Annotated in this window: 23 protein-coding genes; 16 read left to right on the top strand and 7 right to left on the bottom strand. The window is 61.1% G+C overall.

Annotation, left to right across the window (positions count from 1 at the left end):
* Nucleotide 1: 1 nt before the first annotated feature.
* The 3 genes from KUW67_RS14965 to KUW67_RS14955 all read right to left on the bottom strand — a co-directional run bounded on the left by KUW67_RS14965 (nt 2) and on the right by KUW67_RS14955 (nt 2,352).
* Nucleotides 2-859 carry a class I SAM-dependent methyltransferase gene (locus tag KUW67_RS14965; RefSeq protein WP_224826136.1) on the bottom strand — a complete coding sequence of 286 codons (858 nt, stop codon included), beginning with the start codon at nt 857-859 and terminating at the stop codon, nt 2-4.
* A 25-nt stretch (nt 860-884) separates the two neighbouring features.
* Complete coding sequence (locus KUW67_RS14960; RefSeq protein WP_224826135.1) at nt 885-1,967, bottom strand: glycosyltransferase; 1,083 nt, start codon at nt 1,965-1,967, stop codon at nt 885-887.
* Between the two features lie 115 nt (nt 1,968-2,082).
* Nucleotides 2,083-2,352, bottom strand: a complete 270-nt coding sequence (locus tag KUW67_RS14955) for a hypothetical protein (RefSeq protein ID WP_224826134.1) — start codon at nt 2,350-2,352, stop codon at nt 2,083-2,085.
* 101 nt (nt 2,353-2,453) lie between these two features.
* Between KUW67_RS14955 and KUW67_RS14950 the strand changes: the two genes are divergently transcribed.
* The 3 genes from KUW67_RS14950 (at nt 2,454) to KUW67_RS14940 (ending at nt 6,279) form a co-directional block, all read left to right on the top strand.
* Nucleotides 2,454-4,178: a type I secretion system permease/ATPase gene (locus KUW67_RS14950; protein WP_224826133.1), complete on the top strand. Its 1,725-nt coding sequence runs from the start codon at nt 2,454-2,456 to the stop codon at nt 4,176-4,178.
* On the top strand, nt 4,175-5,467 hold the full coding sequence (locus tag KUW67_RS14945) for an HlyD family type I secretion periplasmic adaptor subunit (protein WP_224826132.1): 1,293 nt from the start codon (nt 4,175-4,177) through the stop codon (nt 5,465-5,467). The genes KUW67_RS14950 and KUW67_RS14945 overlap by 4 nt, the downstream gene beginning before the upstream one ends.
* Nucleotides 5,468-5,544: 77 nt before the next feature.
* A complete protein-coding gene (locus KUW67_RS14940) occupies nt 5,545-6,279 on the top strand; it encodes a SapC family protein (RefSeq protein ID WP_224826131.1) in 735 nt (244 codons plus the stop codon).
* Between the two features lie 16 nt (nt 6,280-6,295).
* Here KUW67_RS14940 and KUW67_RS14935 read toward each other — a convergent pair whose 3' ends face one another.
* Entirely contained in the window at nt 6,296-7,843 is a 1,548-nt protein-coding gene (locus KUW67_RS14935; protein ID WP_224826130.1) for a PQQ-dependent sugar dehydrogenase, read from the bottom strand.
* Nucleotides 7,844-8,359: 516 nt separating this feature from the next.
* On the opposite strand from KUW67_RS14935, the gene KUW67_RS14930 reads away from it, so the two are divergent.
* On the top strand, nt 8,360-9,373 hold the full coding sequence (locus KUW67_RS14930; protein WP_224826129.1) for an NAD-dependent epimerase/dehydratase family protein: 1,014 nt from the start codon (nt 8,360-8,362) through the stop codon (nt 9,371-9,373).
* Nucleotides 9,374-9,393: 20 nt separating this feature from the next.
* Here the strand turns inward: KUW67_RS14930 and KUW67_RS14925 are convergent, their stop codons facing one another.
* Both KUW67_RS14925 and KUW67_RS14920 read right to left on the bottom strand, forming a co-directional pair.
* On the bottom strand, nt 9,394-10,551 hold the full coding sequence (locus tag KUW67_RS14925; protein ID WP_224826128.1) for an AraC family transcriptional regulator: 1,158 nt from the start codon (nt 10,549-10,551) through the stop codon (nt 9,394-9,396).
* A gap of 224 nt (nt 10,552-10,775) precedes the next feature.
* A complete protein-coding gene (locus tag KUW67_RS14920; RefSeq protein WP_224826127.1) occupies nt 10,776-11,045 on the bottom strand; it encodes a hypothetical protein in 270 nt (89 codons plus the stop codon).
* 253 nt (nt 11,046-11,298) lie between these two features.
* On the opposite strand from KUW67_RS14920, the gene KUW67_RS14915 reads away from it, so the two are divergent.
* From KUW67_RS14915 to KUW67_RS14900, 4 genes are read left to right on the top strand one after another with little or no spacing between them, the layout of a single operon-like run.
* On the top strand, nt 11,299-11,955 hold the full coding sequence (locus KUW67_RS14915; protein ID WP_224826126.1) for a 1-acyl-sn-glycerol-3-phosphate acyltransferase: 657 nt from the start codon (nt 11,299-11,301) through the stop codon (nt 11,953-11,955).
* Nucleotides 11,952-12,893 (top strand): phosphatidate cytidylyltransferase, encoded by a 942-nt coding sequence (locus tag KUW67_RS14910; RefSeq protein ID WP_224826212.1) that lies wholly within the window; start codon nt 11,952-11,954, stop codon nt 12,891-12,893. The genes KUW67_RS14915 and KUW67_RS14910 overlap by 4 nt, the downstream gene beginning before the upstream one ends.
* 32 nt (nt 12,894-12,925) lie before the next feature.
* Complete coding sequence (locus KUW67_RS14905; RefSeq protein WP_224826125.1) at nt 12,926-13,408, top strand: CIA30 family protein; 483 nt, start codon at nt 12,926-12,928, stop codon at nt 13,406-13,408.
* Between the two features lie 43 nt (nt 13,409-13,451).
* Nucleotides 13,452-13,616 (top strand): DUF2805 domain-containing protein, encoded by a 165-nt coding sequence (locus KUW67_RS14900; RefSeq protein ID WP_224826211.1) that lies wholly within the window; start codon nt 13,452-13,454, stop codon nt 13,614-13,616.
* A 5-nt stretch (nt 13,617-13,621) separates the two neighbouring features.
* Here the strand turns inward: KUW67_RS14900 and KUW67_RS14895 are convergent, their stop codons facing one another.
* A complete protein-coding gene (locus KUW67_RS14895) occupies nt 13,622-14,173 on the bottom strand; it encodes a hypothetical protein (protein ID WP_224826124.1) in 552 nt (183 codons plus the stop codon).
* A 127-nt stretch (nt 14,174-14,300) separates the two neighbouring features.
* Between KUW67_RS14895 and KUW67_RS14890 the strand changes: the two genes are divergently transcribed.
* The 8 genes from KUW67_RS14890 to KUW67_RS14855 all read left to right on the top strand — a co-directional run bounded on the left by KUW67_RS14890 (nt 14,301) and on the right by KUW67_RS14855 (nt 20,820).
* Entirely contained in the window at nt 14,301-14,837 is a 537-nt protein-coding gene (locus tag KUW67_RS14890) for a hypothetical protein (protein WP_224826123.1), read from the top strand.
* A 1-nt stretch (nt 14,838) separates the two neighbouring features.
* Nucleotides 14,839-15,057, top strand: coding sequence for a helix-turn-helix transcriptional regulator (locus KUW67_RS14885; RefSeq protein ID WP_224826122.1), 219 nt, complete (start codon nt 14,839-14,841; stop codon nt 15,055-15,057).
* Nucleotides 15,058-15,176: 119 nt separating this feature from the next.
* The gene (locus tag KUW67_RS18525; protein WP_224826121.1) at nt 15,177-16,670 is read left to right on the top strand and encodes a hypothetical protein; all 1,494 of its coding nucleotides are present in this window, start codon (nt 15,177-15,179) and stop codon (nt 16,668-16,670) included.
* A 66-nt stretch (nt 16,671-16,736) separates the two neighbouring features.
* Nucleotides 16,737-17,093, top strand: coding sequence for a hypothetical protein (locus KUW67_RS14875; RefSeq protein ID WP_224826120.1), 357 nt, complete (start codon nt 16,737-16,739; stop codon nt 17,091-17,093).
* 34 nt (nt 17,094-17,127) lie between these two features.
* Nucleotides 17,128-17,781: a sulfotransferase family 2 domain-containing protein gene (locus tag KUW67_RS14870; RefSeq protein ID WP_224826119.1), complete on the top strand. Its 654-nt coding sequence runs from the start codon at nt 17,128-17,130 to the stop codon at nt 17,779-17,781.
* A gap of 110 nt (nt 17,782-17,891) precedes the next feature.
* Nucleotides 17,892-18,869: a glycosyltransferase family 2 protein gene (locus KUW67_RS14865; RefSeq protein WP_224826118.1), complete on the top strand. Its 978-nt coding sequence runs from the start codon at nt 17,892-17,894 to the stop codon at nt 18,867-18,869.
* Nucleotides 18,866-19,729, top strand: a complete 864-nt coding sequence (locus tag KUW67_RS14860; RefSeq protein WP_224826117.1) for a sulfotransferase — start codon at nt 18,866-18,868, stop codon at nt 19,727-19,729. The genes KUW67_RS14865 and KUW67_RS14860 overlap by 4 nt, the downstream gene beginning before the upstream one ends.
* Entirely contained in the window at nt 19,726-20,820 is a 1,095-nt protein-coding gene (locus tag KUW67_RS14855; protein ID WP_224826116.1) for a glycosyltransferase family 4 protein, read from the top strand. The genes KUW67_RS14860 and KUW67_RS14855 overlap by 4 nt, the downstream gene beginning before the upstream one ends.
* Nucleotide 20,821: the final 1 nt, after the last annotated feature.

Below are 20,821 nucleotides of genomic sequence, written 5' to 3'. Positions count from 1 at the left end.
CTCACTGCTCCGGCGTGGCGTCGCAATGGCCCAGCACCAGCGCCTCGATCTCGGAGCCTTGCCCGAACCGCGTCACCACATCGTAGCGCATCGCGTTATTCAGCTGGAACAGCGTTCCATTGTTGTGATCGCCAATCGTGCGCACCACCAAAAGGTGAGATCCGACACCAGTCGAATATGCCTTGATGTTGCCAATGGCCCGGCGCAGTTGCTCAGGCGCAAAATATCCGTTGTTGAGGATGTTCGCGGCGCGAATGAAATCGAACCGCCCCTCGAAGGCAGGGGTTCGCGTGAAGACGTCATTCTCGACGCTCGCAATGCCATGCTCTTGCAAAGACTGGCCCACGAGTTGCACCCGCCGCGTCTCAGCGCGGGCGATTTTGCGCTCTAGCGTGGGACGCAATGCTTTATGCGCCAGCGCGCGCGGGACGGCGGCCAAAGTGACATAATCCAGACGCGACGACCAAGGCCGGAACGGCCTGCCAAACAGGCTATATTGCAGCGGCCAGCCCCGCGCGTCGGTCAGAACCTGCAGCTTATCGCCCAGCTCAATCAGATGCGCATCGATAAACAGGTCGGTCCCTGTGATCCGCGCCTTGCCGCCGATCCGCTTGAGGAAATCGGCCAGCTCAACCGTCGTATGCCCAATCGAAATCCCGATATCGAGCACCTCGTCCACGGTCTGAACCGTAGGGGCCAACGCCTGCGCCAGCGGGTCTTCCAGCGAGGCAAAGCGCGACGGGCTTGTCTGCTTGAACGTGCCATTGCGCATCTTCAGCCCCGAGATAAATGCGCTTTCAGTCGCCGGATCGGGAACCGGTGCGGTTTGCGAAAAGAAGTTTTGTGCCGTCAAATGCATGTTTCATCCTAAAAATAGGGCGTCGTTACGACGTCAAACTCGCCAGAAAATCCTCGGCGATGGTCTTGATCAAAAAATTATCTTCAATACGCGCACGAGCGCGCTTGCACAGCGAAACATACCCTGTCGCGTCCGTTTTGCAAAGCGCGACGATGGCCGACGCCATCGCATTCACGTCTTGTTGCGGCACCGTGAGGCCGGTGTCCCCGACAATATGCGCCGCATCGCCCACATCGGTGGTGATGACGGGTCGCGCATGGCTCATCGCCTCGGCAACAACGTTGGGAAAGCCCTCAGTGCGCGACGACAGCACCAGCACATCAAGGCTGCGATAGACCTGCGCCATATCCTCGACCTCGCCCAGAAGCGTGACCTGATCAGCCCGCAACCCGGCCGGCGCGATCATCTCGGTCACGGCGGAGTTTGACGCTTCCAGCCCATGGCCCGCGGCGATGATCCGCAGATCGGGACAGTCCTGCGCGGCAAGGCCCGCCGCCTGAAAGAATGTGGCATGGTCTTTTTGAGGATGCAGCCGCCCCACGATGCCAAAGACCCGCGGCGACCGGGGCGCGACCTCGACCGTTTCCGGCAAATCGAAGCCGTTGGGGATCACGGTCGCGCGCCCACCGGCAAACCCCGCCTCTTCGTGCAAGGTCCGCGCCCGCGCTGAATTGTAGATGATGCCACGGGGCAGTCGTGACAGTCGTTTACAAAACGCAATCGCGGCGCGCGTGCTGCGCGAGAGCGATGATACATCGTCCAGCGATTGCCGGATCGTCCAGTAAAGCGCACCGCTGCGCCCGGCCAAAAGATGCGCCAGCGTGCCGATCGCCATCGCATGATACATCCAGCACAAAACGACCCGCGGTCGTTCGCGGCAGATCAGTCTTGAAAGCGTGTAAATCGCAAGCACAAGCTGCACCAGAGAATGCGCCCCCAGCGCGATAAACCGCACATTCGCAGCATGCACGCGCGCCTTGTTATGCTCGGAAATCGCCATCAGCGACACGACGACCGCTTCTTCGCCGTCCGATGCCGATAGCAGCCGCCCCAGCATCTTTTCGGCCCCCGCCCGCGCGGTGAAATTCGTGATGACATGCAAAATCATGTTAAGAATACAATTTTTACGATAATCACGATGCTGAGCGATTATCGGCATGAAATCAAATTATTGGAGCAGTTTTTGCGCAACTCATTCTGACTAGAGCCGCGCCATGCGCGTCTCAGGCGCTTGCGGTCTGCATCGCATCTGCCGCGCGGTCGTCCAGCCAAGTGCCCAGCCCGACGCATAACGCCTGTGCGGTCTCGGGCGTGATCCGGTTGAACTGCACATTGCCCGGATAAGCCACTTTCAGAAAAATCACATCCCTGTCTTCGACATGGACCAGCGATAATTCCTCGCTCAGGCGCTGAAGGCCAAGAACGGTATGACCCGGCAGGACCATACGATCCATCATGCGCGGCTTTTCGAGAGGCGGGAAATTCTGTGTCATAAAGGGATATTTAAGGGTTTTGCCCAACAGTGCCAGCGCAGGATGCAGAACCGGCAAGCCTTCGCCCATCGGTGGCGGCTTTCGGTGCGGGACGCGGGATCGTGACGACAAACACAGTTCAATCTGGCTTTGAAGAGCTGCGACAAGCCCGCGATAGGGGGCGTGGTATCATTGCCTACAGCATCCTCTTCGGCGTCTTCGTGAACCTGTTGATGCTGACCGGACCGCTTTTCATGTTGCAGGTCTATGACCGCGTGCTCGCCTCCCGCTCGGAAGAGACGTTGGTGGCGCTCTTCATGCTCGTCGCCCTGCTCTACACGCTGATGGGCGTGCTGGATTACGCCCGCGGGCGCATCTTGGCCCAGTTTGGGGCGCAATTTCAAACCCGGCTCGACAGACGCGTTTTCGACGCCCAGACCTCTAGCGCGGCGCGCGCGCAGCCGACCTCCGGGTTGCGCGATCTGGATGCGATCCAGTCGCTCTTGTCCTCGCCTGCAATGCTCGCCTTTCTCGATGTGCCATGGACGCCGCTTTTTCTGGCGATGATCTTTGTGTTTCATCCGATGCTGGGATGGCTTGGCCTGGCCGGGGCGGCGACACTGATCCTGCTCAGCATGCTGAACCAGCGCGTGACCCGCACAGCGATGCAGCAAGCGCAGGACACCGGAACCAAGGCGTATGCCCTCGCCGAAGAAGCGCGGCAAGGCGGCGACATCCTCCGCGCACAAGCGATGCAGGACAGCATGGCGGCGCGCTGGCAGGTCCTGCAGCACAACGCTCTATCTGAAACAATTGTCGCGACCGACTGGACCGGCAGCTTCACGGCCGCCACCAAGGCGTTCCGCCTGTTCCTGCAATCGGCAATGCTGGCGCTTGGTGCTTGGCTTGTTCTGCAAGACCAGATGACCGCCGGGGCAATGATCGCCGCGTCGATCCTGCTGGGCCGTGGCCTTGCGCCGGTCGAACAGTCCTTGGCCCATTGGCCCAGCCTTCAGCGCGCGCGCGCCGCGTGGACACGGCTCGCCCATTTGCTTGCCAAGGTGCCGCTGGAGCCTGCCCGAACACCCCTGCCCGTCCCGGAGGCGATCCTTGAAGTGGACCGCCTTGTCGCGCGGCCCCCGGACGGCGCAGCACCGACGCTGCGCGGGCTTACCTTCACGCTCGAACCCGGGCAAGCGCTTGGCATTATCGGGCGCTCAGGCGCGGGCAAATCCAGCCTCGCACATGTGCTGACCGGCATCTGGCCTCCCACCAGCGGGGCAGTCCGGCTGGGCGGCGCGGCGCTTGATCAATATGGGGCCGATGCTTTGGGACGGCATATCGGGTATCTGCAGCAAGACGTGACGCTCTTCAGCGGAACCATCGCCGAAAATATCGCCCGAATGGCCCCTGCCCCCGATGCAAGCGCCGTGATCCGCGCAGCGCAAGCCGCTCAGGCGCATGATCTCATCACCCGTCTGCCACAAGGCTACGACACACCGCTACGCGGCCTCGACACGCCGCTGTCAGGCGGCCAACGCCAGCGTATCGGGCTGGCCCGCGCCTTATATGGCGACCCGGTGCTGCTGATTTTGGATGAACCCAATGCCGCGCTTGATGCCGACGGATCCGATGCCTTGAACAGCGCGATCCGGGCTTGCAAGGCCAACGGGCGCGCCGTGCTCATCATGACCCATCGCCCCATGGCGATCAGTGAATGCGACCGCCTGATGGTTCTCGAAGCCGGTCAGATCACAGCACTTGGCCCCCGCGACGAGATCCTGAAATCCATGCTGAAGAACGCCTCCGACGTGCAAACCACACTGGCCCGGACCGCCACCGCATGACCCCTTGCTGGTCCCCCCGACGCTCGATCCTGATCGGACTTGCCGCTCTATTCATTCTCGTGGGCGGGCTCGGCTTGTGGTCAATCAGTGCGCAAATTTCAGGCGCGGTCATCGCCTCCGGCACTGTGGTCGTCGAAGGGCATCGCCAGATCGTGCAACACCCCGAAGGCGGTGTCGTCGCCGCCATTCTGGCGCGCGATGGGGCACGTGTCGCCGCGGGGGAGGTCGTCCTGCGCTTGGATGACGGCCCGCTACGATCAGAACTGAGCATCGTCGAAGGACAGCTTTTCGAAATCCGCGCCCGCACGGCCCGCCTTATGGCCGAGCGGGACAACGCGAACAGCATCGCCTTTCCGGCGACTTTGATCCACCACGCCGCTGCGAACGCGGCCGCCCATGATCAAATGGCAGGACAGGTGCGCCTTTTCACAGCGCGCCGCACGACGCTGTCTCAACAAATCGCGCAAGTGCATGAACAAAGCCGCCAGATCGCCAACCGGATCGACGGCACCAAGGCACAACTGGCCGCGCTTAAGGTTCAGCAAACACTGGTTTCCGCCGATATCGCAGATCAGAGCAGCCTTCTGTCGCGCGGTCTTGCGCAGGCCGGGCGGCTTTCCGCATTGCGCCGCGAAAGCGCGCGCCTGTCCGGGGAGATTGGCCGCCTCACCGCAGACATTGCCCAGTTCCGCGCAGAACGCGCCAGTCTGGAACTGGACGCACTTGGCCTGGCCAGCAGTCACCGCGAAGACGCCATCGCGCGCCTGCGTGATCTGCAAGCCCAGCAGATCGAGTTGGACGAACGCCGCATCGCCCTGCGCGATCGCCTGTCGCGGATGCAGTTGCGCAGCCCGGTCGCTGGCCGCATCCTTGACAGTCAGGTTTTCGCGACAGGGGCGGTTATCGCCCCGGCCTCTGCGATCCTGCATGTGGTGCCTGAAAACCAACCGCTGCTTGTTGACGCGCGGATCACGCCGGAACAGGTGGATCAAGTGCGCATCGGGCAGCTAGCGACCCTTCACTTCACCGCGCTCGATCAGGGTCAGACGCCCCACATCGAAGGCCGCGTCACCGATCTGTCCGCCGACAGCCTTGTCGATCCAACCACCGGCCAGCCCTATTTCACCGCGCGCATCACCCCGGACGCCCACGAACTTGTCCGCCTTGGCGCCCTTCGCATCGGCCCCGGCATGCCTGTGCTAACCTTCTTCCAGACAGGCGCCCGCACGCCACTTGCCTATCTGACGAAGCCGCTGACCGATTATTTCGCCCGTGCCTTTCGCGAGTAACCCTTGCGGCGCTTGACACCGCGCGGCCCCGCCCCTCAGATGCAGATCACAGGCAACGAAGCATCAGAAAGACAGGCATGACCGAGGCAGACAGCTCAGACGCGCTCCCGATGTTCTATAAAAGCCCCGAAGGGCTTTCGAAAGACACCCATGCCGATCTGGCCCTGAACCCCAGCAACGATTACAGCTTCGCCGCAGAGGCGAACGCGATCCCGCTGATGGCCGCCGAGATGCCGCAAGCGATGCGATCGTATCCCATTGTCTTTGCGGGGGCGGGCAACATGCCCCTTGCGCTAACCGGCCTCAAAAGCGGCGAGAACGTCTTTATCGGGGAGGACGGCCGCTGGGCCGAAGGGCATTACATCCCCGCCTATGTGCGCCGCTACCCCTTCGTTCTGGCCGGGAACGAAGGCGACGAACGTCTGACCCTATGCATCGACACCGAGGCCACATCGGTCACCACGACACAAACCGAAGGCGCGAACCCGCTTTTCGCGGAGGACGAACCGACCGAGCTGACACGGAACGCGATCACCTTCTGCGAGGAATACCAGACGATGTTCAACACGACCAAAGCCATGGTCGCGCTGATCAACGAACATGACCTGATGACCGAGCAGACCTCCAAGATCACGCTCCCCGGTGGCGAGACGCATAACATTTCGGGCTTTATGGGCATTGACGAGGCCAAGTTGAACGACATGCCGGATGAGGGGTTTCTAGCCCTGCGCAAGGCCGGGGCGCTTGGGGCAATCTATTGCCAGCTGGGCTCCACCAATTCGTGGCAATCCCTGCTGACCCATCGCGGCTAAGCCGTCCACGCGACTGTCAGCGTACCAACGGCAACAGCTCGATAATCTCGTCCAGCTCCGCATCTGACAGTGCGACCGACGGCATGCCGCTGCCCGGCGCATAGCCTTGCGGATCCGACAGAAACGCCCGCAGGCTTTCCTCGTTCCAGACCTCGTCATGGCGTGCCTTCAACGCGTCGGAATAGCCGTCATAATCGGTCAGGGAGGCCACTTGCCGCGAATAGACGTTCACCAGATGCGGCGCAAATTCGTTAGATCGCGGACTGCCGATACTGTGGCACTGCGCACATTGCGACAGCGCGTTCTTGTTGGCGATCAACCCGATCCCGGTGCCTACGCTTTGCACATCCTCGAACGGCTCAAGCATCAGCAGCTTGCCCGCATCCGACGACATCAACAGCACGCCGTCGACGATCTCGATATCGCGAATGCGATCACCGATATGGATTTCCTCGATGTAATGCCCCGCCCCCAGCGGGCGCAGCCGAAACAGCGACTGCGCTTTGAGCGACCCGATCAGCAGGTCACCATCCCAAGCGGGATGCAGGTCTTGTGCCTCTGTCAGCGCGCTGATCCCGATTGAGGGCACAAAGGCCGTCATCGGCGCTTCGTACCCGCCATGGGGCGTGCCATCATCCAACGGTGCCTGCGGAAAAACGTAGCGCTCGTAAAGCGTGCCAAGCGTCACATAGGGCCAGCCATAGTTTTTGCCGGTGCGGATGATGTTGACCTCGTCACCGCCCTTCGGCCCATGCTCGGTCGAGATCAGATCGCCAGCCTGCGTGCGCACCAAACCTTGCGGGTTGCGATGCCCCGTACTGACAACCGTACTCTCGCCGGTCGCCAGATCGATCGCATGAACTTTGCCCAGATCGCTTTGCGGGTCCTGCGCCGGGGGCAGATCCCCGACAAAGCGATTGGCATACCCGTTCAACCCGAAATCACCGATGGTCATCAGAATACGGTTGCCATCAGGGTCATAGGCCAGCCCACCCCCTGCAGAAACATGGGCATGTCCGTTATCCAACGTGAAGGACGTGCTTTCAAAGACGACATCATCGACGCTGTAACGCGCCTCAGGCGCGCGATCGGCCTGCAAGCTCACCCGCGCCAGATAGAATGCCTTGGTATTGTCCGATGGCCGCTCTTGCCCGAACGAGACGTAGAACGCCTGACCCTGCGCCGTCGGCACCATCAGCACGTCATAGATATCGTTCAAGGCCGAGCCGTCCTCCCGCATCAACCGCCCCGCCGGCACCATACAATCCGTGCTGTCGCACGCACGCGGCGACAGCGTGAAAAGCAACCCTTTTTGTGACACGACCAGCGCTTCGGTGTCACTTGTCTTGACGACCGCCACAAGCTGCTGCTGTTGCCCTTCTTCTATCGAGACCCGGATCTCTTTCTTGCGGAAGGGCAGCCGATTGGTGTCCAGAAGCGACCGATCCGCGAAATCAAGCATGACGATCTCGTCGGCCGCGGCAGGGCGTATCGTGTCACGCGCATCCCGCACAAATGACACGATCCCTTCGAAGACGGCGTTTTTCTTGATCGTTGAATACATCCCGAAGGCAAAACCCCCGGTGGCGACGATCAAGGCGAGCAGTGAAATTCCCAGAAAACGTACGATGACAAGACCCCTTTCGAGCCTTTGGAAAATGAATTGACCGCATTCCGATGAAAAACGAAACGCTCTGCAAAAAAATGTGGCCCTGTGATCAGAAAAAATCTGAAGGCCTGAAAACTCAAATATAAAACCCGGCACATATGCCGTGGAAAGAAACCGGAGTGTCGCCGATGGCGTCGAACCTGTCTTCCCCAAGCCAGTGCTCTGGAAGCTATGTTGGCAGCCAAGATACCGCAAATCAACGATTCTTGCAGAGGTCCCTGCGGGGTCACAGTGATTTGAGCGCGTGGCGGGCGCTACTCTGGTGTCAATGCACTAGGCACGCGGTGCACGACGCTCATGCGCGCATCACCACAGCTGATTTCTGTGTCAAAACCGAGCATTGCACGCAATTCGATCTGGACAGCTCTTGCGGCAGGCGGCATCCAAAGGCCAAAGCAAAGGACACGCCCCATGCCCACCGCTCTTGTCACCGGCTCCGCCGGGTTTATCGGATCGTCAGTCGCCCGCCGCCTTCTGGATGAAGGCTGGAACGTAATCGGGCTCGACAGTCTGAACGATTACTACGACCCCAAGCTGAAAGAGCGGCGCGAGGCGAACCTGAACCAAACCGAGGGCTTCACCCCCATTCACGGCAAGCTCGAAGACCTCGGTCTGCTGATGGAGCTTTTCGACAAGCACCGCCCCGAGATTGTCGTGCATCTCGCCGCCCAAGCCGGTGTGCGCTACTCCATCGAAAACCCGCGCGCTTATGTGGAGGCCAACCTCGTCGGCACGTTCGAACTGCTTGAAGCCGCCCGCGCCTTCCCGCCCCGCCATATGCTGCTCGCCTCCACCTCGTCCGTTTACGGCGCGAACACCGAAATGCCCTATGGCGAGACCCACAAGGTTGATACCCAGATGAGCTTCTACGCCGCCACCAAGAAGGCGAACGAGGCGATGGCCCATTCCTACGCCCATCTCTACGACCTGCCGATCACCATGTTTCGCTTTTTCACCGTCTACGGACCGTGGGGCCGCCCCGACATGGCGCCGTATCTCTTCACCTCAGCCGTCTTCGAAGGCCGCCCGATCAAGGTCTTCAACCACGGCGACATGATGCGCGACTTCACCTATATTGATGACCTCGTGAACGGCATCCGCCTGCTGGTCGACGCCGTCCCAGAACGCCCTGCGTCTGCCGACGAGATCCCGGAATACGACAGCCTCAGCCCCGTCGCCCCGTGGCGCGCGGTCAACATCGGCAACGCCGATCCGGTGAAGCTGATGGACTTCATCGAAGCGATCGAAGCCGCCGTCGGCAAACCCGCCGAGAAGATCTACATGGAGATGCAACCCGGCGACGTCCAAGCCACCTGGGCCGACACAACCCTGCTGGAAGAACTGACGGGATATAAGCCGGAAATGGATATCCGCGAAGGGGTCAGGCGGTTCGTGGACTGGTATCGAGAGTATTACGGGGCTTAGGCTGTGGGCATCGCCGACCACTACTTTCTAAGATCGGAAGGGGTTTTCCCAGTCTCGCGTTTGAACGCTTTGTAAAACGCCGAGCGGGAGTTGAAGCCGACATCATAGGCAATCACAAGGATCGTCTCATCAGTTGTGTTCAGCTGTTCGATCGCCTCCTTGATCCGCCAGCCATTCACAAGATCAAAGAAACTCTTGCTCATATGCGTGTTCAGAGCTTGGGAAATGTAATGAGACGTGACGCCGATATGCTTTGCCAAATCCCAAAGTGACAGGTTCGGATCTCGGTAAAGAAGGTCCTCCGCCATCGCGGCCTCGACCTTGCGGGCGATGCGTTGCAGGCGATCATCATCAAGCGCGGATTTCTCGTATTTTCGCGGCTGCGGCTGATCTGGCTCGGGCGGCATGATCACCGGCTGGCGGATCAAGCCTGGCCGCTGTCGCAATCCCCAAATACCAAGGGCCCAGAACAAGCCCAACAAAGCCATGCTGTGCAGTGTCGGCAACCAGGTCGCATAGGCGTTTTCTGCAAAAAGACCCGACAAGACAGATAGGGTGAAGGCAATGTTCACGAAAAGATAGAACGTCATACAAATCAGGATCACCCATATCCATGTCAGCTCTCGGTTCTCCGTGCTGGCAAACACGTCCTTGAGCCGGGTCCGATAAGCCATCAGGCGGCGGGCGATCAGCAGAATGTAAGTTGCGATCATCGCCTTGAAGGCGAAATCCGCAAGCAGAGCCGCCAGCGCAATGGCGACAAATCCCACGATACGCTGGTCATCATCGTCGAATTCCGTCTCCGCAAAACCGTCCGGCAGAAACAACAGCGACCAGAATGCCAGAGTCACCAGAACAATCGGGATCACGTGATACCGCAATTTCGGGATCGCGTCCGGTTGGCCTTCTGTTGTCAGCGCCCGCACATAGACCCAAAGAAGAAACGGAAGGGTGATGTCGAGGGCCGCAACAAGAACGCTGAGCCGGAACAGGAGGCCGACACTGTCGGGATCAAACGTCTCTGCCAGCGCGGTGACGCCCATGGAGACGCTCTGAAACAGGAACATCAAAGCCAGCGGCAGATAGACCCCAGTGTCTGTGCGCTTGAGCAGCAGAAGATGCGCGCAGAACAGACAGATGCCTGCCGTGACGATGCTGATGGAAATGTCCAATGTCATTCGGCAGCCATCCAACCTTTTTTGTCTTCGAAACGGATGTGCCCCGCGCGCAGCGGTTGTTCAATCCCGGGCGCCAGGTCTCGGGTCACAATTGACACCCCTGCGCATGAGCGTGATCCGCATCTGCGAGAGCCGTTTGGGCTTGGGCAGCTCGGAGGCTTTGCGTGAAAGCTGCCCAAATATTCATGCAATCAGCTGGGATCCTGTCGGATCCGCCCTCGTGCTCAAAGTCCGGAAAGCGTTGTCGCCATCGATTGGTTCTCTGCCGAGACCCGCTCCTGGACAGCCTTGCACGCGTCAAGGTTTCCCTCCAAGCAGGCCGCGTCGAGTTGTGTGCGCGCGGACATCTCCGCAGGCGTTTCGCACGCACAAAGGCCGAGAACGGCCAGGATCGCAAGTTTCTTCATTGATATGTCTTTCTCTTTGATGGTCACGTCGTGCCGTCGCGGGAGGTTAAGGTCGCGACGGCACGCATTTTGCAGGTCTTGGGTCATCTGTGATCTTTGGGCGAGGGTGTGTCGGCGGTCTCCTAATTGGTCGTTCGGAGCGATCACTGACCCCGAACAGCCCGTCCTGTCGTCCGCCCCAACGGGCGGAGACACTGTTTGTAAAAATTGATGAGTGTGATGGCCGCATGACGGGCACCTCCTCCAACGCGCGCTGGTGTCGGTCGAGGGAGAGGCCTAACTCCCTCGCAAGGCTGGCAAACCCCTTCCCTTTTGCCCCAACGTCAGCCAACGTCCCACCATGACGCGTCAGACACCCCTCTATCGCTGGATCGCCGCCCGCTTCACCGGCCATGCGCTTGCCTTCATCGCCCGTTTCATCACCGCCGTGCGCGCCGAATGGCGCGGGATTGAACCTGTCGACAAGCAGCGCGTTTACTTCGCCAACCATGTCTCCAACGCCGATATGCCGATGATCTGGACGGTGCTGCCGCACCATATGCGCGCGAAAACCCGCCCCGTCGCCGCTGCCGATTACTGGCTCAAGAACAAGCTGCGCGCTTTCGTGGGGCCCGAGGTCTTCAACTGCGTTCTGGTGGACCGTCGCCCCGAAGCGCGCACCGATGACCCGATGGCCGCTATTCGCGAAGCGCTTGATGAAGGCTCCAGCCTCATCATCTTCCCCGAGGGCAATCGCAACATGACCGACGATCCCCTGCTGCCCTTCCGCGCGGGGCTTTACAACATGGGCCAGTCCCACCCTGACGTCGATCTGGTGCCCACATGGGTCGCCAATCTCACCACGATCATGCCCAAGGGCGAGGTGATCCCCCTCCCCCTGATCTGCACAGTCACCTTCGGCGCGCCGATCCATGTCGGCGAAGACGAAGACAAGGATGCCTTCCTCAAGCGTGCCGCCGACGCGCTGGTCGCCCTCGCCCCGGAGAGGGACCTCTGATGGAGACCACCACCAACATCCTCTACCTTTTTGGCGGCGTCGTTGCGGTGCTCAGCGCTCTGACAGTCGTCGGCGAAGCCTTGCGCGGGCGCGTCGCACCGGGGCGCAGCAATCCGGTTGTGCAAACCTTCCTGACCCGCCTGATGTCGTGGTGGATCATGGTGATCCTCTTCACGATCACAGCGCTCCTTGGTCCTATCGCGCTGATGCTGCTCTTCGCGTTTGCCAGCTTCGCCGCCTTGCGTGAATTCCTCACCTTCACCGACAAAAGGCAGGCCGATCACCTGTCGCTGGCGCTCGCCTTTTTCGTCATCCTGCCGTTGCAATATGTCTTTGTCGGCTTCGATCTCACAGGCCTTTTTACCGTCTTCATCCCTGTCTACGCCTTCCTGCTTCTGCCCATCGTCAGCGCACTCCGGGGCGATCACAACCGCTTCCTGGCCCGCGTGGCGGAAACGCAATGGGCGCTCATGATCTGTGTCTACTGCATCAGTCACGTCCCGGCCCTCCTCAACACCAAGCCCGAAGGCGACAGCGGCCAGACCGTGCTGCTGATCGTCTTCTTCGTGATGGTCGTGCAGATCGGCGACCTGATGGAGTATTTCGCAGGTCGCCGATTTGGCCGTCGCCAGATCGCGCCCACCCTTTCGCCCAAGACGCTTGAAGGGATGGTTACGGGCATCGCCTGTGCCGCCGCCACTGGCGCGATCCTCAGCTGGATTACGCCCTTCGGCATCGGGGCCGCCGCCGCAATGGCAGCACTTGCATCCGTCACGGGCATGTTCGGCAACCTCGTTTTTGCCGCCATCAAGCGCGACAAGGGGGTCAAGGATTGGTCCCACCTGATCCCCGGCCAGGGCGGCTTTCTGGACCAGCTCGACAGCGTGATTTTCGCAGCCCCCGTGTTTTATCACGTCACCTTGCTGATGTCGGGCTAGGCCCCGCGCGTTTCACCGCTATATACAAAAGGATGGACACGCACCGCCTCACCCCCGATTGGGAATATGTCGCCGACACCGTCATGGGCGGCGTCTCGACCGGTGGGCTGTCTGTCGAGAGCTATCAAGGCCGTCAAGCCACCGTCCTGCGCGGAGAGGTTTCGCTGGATAACAACGGCGGCTTCGTCCAGATTGCCACCGATCTCAACCCCGTTGGCAGCCTCTATGACGCCAGCACCTGGGATGGCTTCGCGCTTGAGATTTGCGGTAACGACGCGACGTATGATTTCCGCCTGCGCACCGATGCACTCTCCCGTCCGTGGCAGTCCTTTCGCACCGATTTCATCGCGCCGGACACGTGGCAAACCGTGCGCCTGCCATTCGCGGACGTGACCCCTCATAAGACCGACGCCCAGTTTGATCCCGCCCGCCTGCGCCGCATCGGCATCCTTGCCATCGGGCGCGAAATGCAAGCCGAGATTGCCGTCGCCAGCGTCCATCTTTACCGGAGCTAACCTTGTGTCCCTTCCAGATGCCCATAAAAGCGAGATTATCGAGATGGCCCTCTCGGATCACATCAGCTTTGCCGATATCGAACGCGAATACGGGCTGGGAGAAAAGCAAGTCAAGGCCCTGATGCGCGACACGCTCAAGCCTGGAAGTTACCGGGCCTGGCGCAAGCGCGTGCGCGATTTCGGGGACCGGCGCGCGCAATATAAGTAGCGGCACTACTCACACCGTCCGAGTTGCGACCGCAATGCAGTCGCCTCGCTGGCGTTAAGCACCTCGAAAACGTCGACCCGTTCGGTCAGCTGTACAAATGCGCCATCGGGATTGGTGCGCAGCCATGTGCTCAACGGCAGCGTCTCAAGCTCAGGTTCCAGCAGACACCCGCCAGTGATCGAAACGGAAAGCGATCCTGTCCCGTCGCTGCCTTGCTCTTTCAGCGCCCTGATCTTGGCTTGTGCTGCGGCAACCCGTGCTGCGTCCTCGTCCGAGAATTGCGCAAGATAGATAACCTCGTCTCCGGCATTGGGCGCGGGCTGACCGTCCGCAGACGGGCGCAGCTGCAACGGCACGCTTTCATCAACCACGCGCGCCTGCGCATACCCAAATGCGATACGAAATACCGCGTCGCCATCCGCAAGGCTCACCGTATCGGGAACACCCACCGCGACCTGAATTTGCGACGGGGGCGTGTTCACCGGATCAAGGGAGCTGGCAGCAATCATGCCAGCAGGATTGAGCGAAGCACAGGCCGACAGTATCAGCGCGCCCATGACGCCCACACTCAAGGGAAAGGTTAAGGTTCTATACACATGCTCTCTTCTTGTGATATGATTCGCATGAAAGAATTAACGTAAAACATTAAACTTATGAAGCTCGAACACACGCGAAGGAAAAATGATGGTTGATGTAAGCGATCTCACCCACTCGGCCCAGCGGATGGGTCGGATCATGACTGGCGCGGTTGCGCTGCTTTGGGGCGCGGCACTGGCCCTCGCGATCGGCGCGCTGATCACGCCCGCCTCTCTGGGCGAGGCCCTTGCCACTGTCAGCGGGTTTCAGGTGAACATCCTGTCGGGGTGGCAAATCGCGGTCCTTGTGTGCATCGCAGCCGTGCATCTTGGGGTCTGGATCGTCTTGTTGATGATGGCACGGCGCATGTTCGAAAACCTCGCCCAAGGCGCACCTGAACCAGCCGGGAGCGTTGCCGGGCGGCTGTCTTATTGGCTGTGGGCGATGCTGGGCTGGGGCCTGATCTCGCAAATGCTTGTGTCGCTCGTGGTCACCTGGGGCTTTCCCGAAGGCGAGCGGGCGATCTCGCTCGGGGTCGGGACATCGCATATTCTGATGGCGCTGGCCGCTCTGCTCGCCAGCTTCATGGCGCGGGCCTTTGCCTTGGGCGCAGAGCTGTGGCGCGACACACAAGAGGTCGTCTGACATGGCCATCATCGTCCGCCTTGATGTGATGCTTGCCCGCCGCAAGATGACATCCCGCGATCTGGCCGCACACATCGGGATCGCCGAACAGAACCTGTCCTTGCTGAAATCCGGCAAGGTGCGCGGTGTCCGCTTCAACACGCTGAACGCCATTTGCGCCGCACTTGACTGCCAACCGGGCGACCTGTTCGAGTTTGCACCCGATACCGAAACGGCCTGAACAGGATCACGCTTCTGCCCCCAAATCACCCTAAAATCATCGCAATTCCCTAACCAGAGGTTAACCCCAACACCTCACTCTCGTCCTTGCGTGGGGGCGTAGAAAGAGGGGGGTCAGGGGTGGCTCAGTTTACGCATATCACGACGCTTGGCACCGGCAGCACATCCGCGCTGCCGCATCTGCAAAGCCTGCGCGATCTCGATATGATCGAGATTAACGGCAACACATTTCTCTACTCCGCGTCCGAGGCGACTGGCGGCATGAATGTCTTCAACATCACCGGGGCCACGACTCATGTGGACAGCCTCGACTACAGCGGCGCATACGGCACGCTTGGCCTGACCCAAATCACGCTTGGCACAGTTGACGGGCAAGCCGCCCTGTTTCCATCGGGGCGCTATGACAACCGCATGGCCGTGCATTATCTCGACAGTGATGGCAGCTTCAACGGCACCAAATACCTTGGCGCCTCCCCTAGCAATATCGGCAATTTCGACCACACACTCCTGCTGCAGGTCGATGGCAAAAGCTTCCTTGTCGCCGCCCAGCACAACCAGTCGGGCTACCGGCATTTTGAAGTGCGCGATGACCTGTCGCTGGCCTTCAAGAAACACACGGCTGATACGGCCGATAACTACCTCGAAGACATCACCGCGATGGCCCAAGGCAATCTGGACGGGAAGACGTATTTCTTCACCGCAGACGGCACAGGCGACGGTATCTCCTCCTACTGGATGGGCCGTTTTGGCAACATCAAGGAACGCGACAACCTTGGTGCCGCCGATGGCTTTGCGATCAATGCCCCCTCCACGCTGGACACCGTGCTGGTGGATGGCAACCTCTTCGTGCTCGCTGGCGGCGCGGGCTCCAACACGCTCTCTGCGCTCAAGGTAAATACGTTCGGCGGCCTCTTTGAGACCGACACCCAGATCGACAGCCTCGACACCCGCTTTGGCGGCATCAGCGCCATTGAAACCGTCACCGTGAACGATCGCGCCTTCGTGCTGGCCGGTGGCGCCGATGACGGGCTGTCCCTGTTCGAGCTTTCCTCCGACGGGCGTCTGCATCACCTCACCAGCATCGCCGATGAAAACGACACGACCTTGCAAAACGTCTCGACCATTTCCGCCCGGGCGGAGGGCAACGATATTCAGGTGTTCGCCGCCGGAAGCGACACCGGCATTACCGAGTTCACCATTGATCTGGGCGCGCTCGGCGCGTCGGTGAATGGCAACGATCTCGACAACACCCTGACCGGTGGCGCGCTGGATGATCTACTGGTGGGCCGCGACGGGGATGACACACTCAGCGGTGGCGCTGGCAATGACCGCCTCATCGACGGCGCTGGCGTGGACATCATGACCGGCGGCGCTGGCGCAGATATCTTCGTCTTCACGCCCGACAACCGCATGGACACCGTCACCGATTTCGACATTGCCGAAGACCAGCTCGACCTCAGCGCGTTTCCGTTCCTTTATGACACCAGCCGTTTGGAGTTCACTCAAAAAGGCTATGGCGTGCTGATCGAATACGGCGCTGACCGCTTCCGGATCGAGGATGACACGACCATCCTGCAAGTCGCCGATCTGACCGAAGATCATTTCATCTTCTGACCGGATTTGGCGGTGCGCCCACCCTCGGTTAAGCTGACCCGTATTGACCGAAGAAGGATTTTACCGATGCGCATTGCCCTTGCGACCGCGGCCCTCATGTTGGCCGCCCTGCCCGCCCAGGCCGACTGGACCCAGATCAAATCACAAAAAGACCTGCGCGCGCAGGTGCTCGATAATCGCTATGTGGAGCCTCAGACAAAAGCCTGGTTTGCCCTGAACCGCGACGGCACCCTGACCGGCGCCGCCCGCGGTGAGGATCTGACCGGCACCTGGCGCTGGAAGCGTGGCGTTGTCTGCTATGACCGCAAGCTGGGCGGCGAAGACCTGCCCTCCAACTGCATCGCGATCATGGTGAATGGGGACGAATTGGTCACCATCCGCGACAGCGGCAAGGGGCGGCAAATTCGCTATAACAAGCAGTAAGCCTTGCTTAACCCATGCTGCCTAATCTGGCGGCATGATTATCTCGCACACGCACCGATTCATCTTCTTTTCCAACCCGAAAACAGGCTCTGAATCCCTGCGCGCGCTGCTTGCGCCGCTTAATGAAGAACCCATCGGTCCGTGGCGCAATCGCACGACGCAGAACCCGTTTTATGCGCATATGAGCCCGGCTGAGGCGCAGATCAGCTTTGCCGACAAGCGCTGGCCGTTTGAGGCATATCGACGGATCACCTGCGTGCGCAATCCCTATCCGCGGCTGGTCTCGCTCTACCGGATGATTGCCGATGTCGATGGCCTCTGGCGGCTCCGGCGGCGCATGGGGCTAGGGCAGATGAATTTCAGCCGCTGGCTGGTTGAGACACAACCTGACGGGCCAGGCGGGGGTGGGCGCATCCACCAGCGCTGGCGGCGCTACGGCACCTGGTCCGCGCAGGCCTGGACCACTGATGCAACAGGGGCGCGCCTCGCAACCGATATCCTCCGGTTGGAGCATCTGGCCGAAGAATTGCCACCGCTTCTGGCCGACCTGAACCTGCCTCTGCGCCCTGAATTGGGCCATGTAAACGCCCGCGCCAAAACCGATTGGAGCCGTTGGTACAGCCCGCAAACACGCGCATTGGTGGCGGATCGTTATGCCTGGGATTTCAGACGATTTAGCTACAGTTGAAACTATTAATGGGCTTGGCGAGGCAGTTCGCTTAACGCCCCATAAACCCCACCGCGCCATGCTGGACCACGGGGGCCTTACACGGCCTGTTTAACCGATGTGGGGTCATCATGAACCGCTATGCGACGCTGCTTGTCATTCCGTGTCTGAATGAAGAAGCCTACCTGCCCGATTTGCTGGAAAGCCTGCTCACGCAGTCTCTGGCGCGCGAGATCTGGGTGGTCGATGGCGGTTCCACCGACCGAAGTTGTCAGATCGTGGCCGATATGGCGCGGATCACGCCACGGGTGCGATTGCTCCACAACCCCGGTGTCACCCAAGCCAGCGGCGTCAACATGGCTGCACAGGACGCGCAGGCGCGCGGCTATGACATCCTGATCCGCGTCGACGCCCATGAACTGTATCCCGCCAATTTCGTGGAAACTCTTGTCGATACGATGATCGCGCGCGAAGCCGATAGCGTCACGGTTCCGATGATCGCGACCCGGCGGGTCAGCGACCCGTGGCAGCGCGCAGCGGCTGATCTGCAGCGCGGCTGGCTGGGCCATGGCGGTGCATTGCACCGCAAGCGCGCCCGCTCTGGCTGGGTCCGCCACGGCCATCACGCCGCCTTCCGGCTCGACCGTTTTCTGGCATTGGGCGGCTATGACCCCGCTTTCATCGCCAACGAGGACGTCGAATATGACGAACGTCTGATCGCCGCTGGGGGCCGCATCTGGATGGAGCGGAAAGCAGCGATCCGCTACTTCCCCCGCCGCTCCCCCCGTGCGCTATTTCGGCAAATGCAGCGCAACGGCCGCTGGCGTCTGCAAACCGCGCGCAAGCACCATCGCAGTTTCGGCCTGCGCCAGAACCTGCCCGTGATCGCCACGCTGTTGCTACTCCTGTCGCTCCCCAGCGCGCTGATCCTGCACCCCGCAGCGGCCCTGCCCGCGCTCGGCTACCTGTTGCTGATCCTGCTTCTATCGGCCCGCTGCGGACGCTCGTCCTTGCGTGTCGCGTGGCTTGCGATGCTGTCTCATATCGGCTTCGGCCTTGGGGTGCTGGGTGCAATGTTCAAACGCAGCCCTCAGGTGCGCCGCTCATGAAGCCAAACCTCTTTCTTATCGCCGCTCCGCGTGCGGGCTCAACCCAGCTGTCGCAATGGCTCGCCAGCCATGCCGACATTGGCCTTCCCAAGATCAAAGAACCGAACCATTTTTCAGCCCATGAGTTTGACCCGGACTATGTCGCGCGAAGTCATCTCAACGATGTCGATCCCGCCCGTTTCATCGCGCGCGGCCAACCGATCGCGATGCAATTCGCCGTCTTTCGCGAGCCGGCCCATTACGCGGCCCTCTTTGCACCGCTGACCCAGCGCTACAGGCTCGACGCCTCCACCAGCTATCTCGCGTGCCCTCAGGCCCCGGCGCTGATCCGCACGGCCTGCCCTGACGCCAAGCTGATCATACTGACCCGCGACCCATTGCAACGCGCGCTGTCGCATTACCATCTCGCCCGCCGAACGGGCCGAACTCGTGCCTCTCTCGCGTCTGAATTACGGGCCGAGCAGGAAGAAACCCTCCCTCTCGCCGGCCGCTATCTGCTGCGCCCGTCCCGGCAGGCAGAGGCCGTCGCCCGCTACCAGCAAACATTTCACGAAAACCGGATATGTTTGCTGCGGTTCGAAGACATGATCGCCGCGCCGCAAAAGGCGCTGACCCATATCGCACGCTGGCTCGACATCGACCCAACCGGTTTCGATCTCACCCAGACCGCGCGCAATGCCAGCGCCGCGCCACGCCTCCCCGCGCTTAACGCCGCCTTGCATCGCTGCGGCCTAAAGACCGCCCTCCGCGCGGCCTTGCCCCGCAGCGTCAAGCACCATCTCAAGCCCCTTTGGTTTGGCGCGTCCCTCCCCAAGGTTCCCGCGTCCGAGGTTGCAGCCCTCCGCGAGGCGCTCCAATGAACATCCTCGTCGCCCATGCCGATCTCTCCGCTCGCGGCGGGGCTGAGGCGTATGCACAAGCCCTGATCGCGCGTCTGCGCGCCGCGGGTCACCGCGTGGGCGTGCTGGATATCAACGGTCTGCAAAGCGGTAACCAGCATCACCAGCCAACACTCCTCCGCCTTGGCACGCTGACAATTCTGCGCCGCTTGAGCCTTTTCAAATACGCGCTTGTCTGCCGCGTTCTGCCGCGTCTGGCACAAGCCTTCGACGCTGTGATCCTCAGCTATGGCGAAGGCCCCGATACAGGCCGTCCGACCTTGCGCATCCTGCATGCGCCAGCGCTGTTCAGCGCCCACCCCAAACTGCTCCGCCTTCTGGGCGCGCGCGCCCCGTTCTGGCCGCGCCAACTCTACGCGCTTACCTGTCGCGCTTTGGCGCGCCCCGTAGACAATCCCGCGCAGACGCACACGCTCGCCAATTCACGCTGGACCGCCCGAATCGCCGCGCGCGCCCACGGCATTGCGCACCCCGATACGCTCTATCCAAAGGTCCACGCCCATACAAATGCGCGGCGCAAGCGTGACCCGCACGCCTTGCTGAGCATCGGCCGGATCGTTCCCAATAAACGGATCGAGGACGCCATCGCCGTGACCGAGGCTCTGCGCGCCCGCGACCTCCCAGCGACGCTCACGATCCTGGGCCGCGCAGACAGCCGATATGCCCGTCGCCTGATCCGGCAGCACCAGCACAAGCCCTACCTGCGCTTTCTGGCCAACGCCTCCGACGCGCAGCTGCGCGAGGCCCTCGCGACGGCCCGCATCGGCTTACATTTCTACCGGCATGAGCATTTCGGCATCGCAGTCGCCGAGATGATCACGGCGGGCCTGACGCCCCTTGTCTATGAGGGCGGCGGTGTCCGCGAACTGGTCCCCGACCGCACCTTGCGCTTTCGCACGATCGCCCAAGCCACCGACCGTGCCGCGGCTTTGCTCATGGATGCCGAACCCAAGGCCACGGCCGATCTTCAAAACTCCGACGCCCTCTCGCGCGCGCTGTCTTTCGATGCCCAGGCCAACCGCGCCCTCACCCCCTTTTTGAGGTCTCTCTAGA

This window comes from Cognatishimia sp. MH4019 (assembly GCF_020177595.1).
GTDB lineage: Bacteria > Pseudomonadota > Alphaproteobacteria > Rhodobacterales > Rhodobacteraceae > JAHTBL01.
The sequence above is the reverse complement of the archived record's forward strand: the minus strand, read 5'-3'. Positions and strand labels throughout refer to the sequence as shown.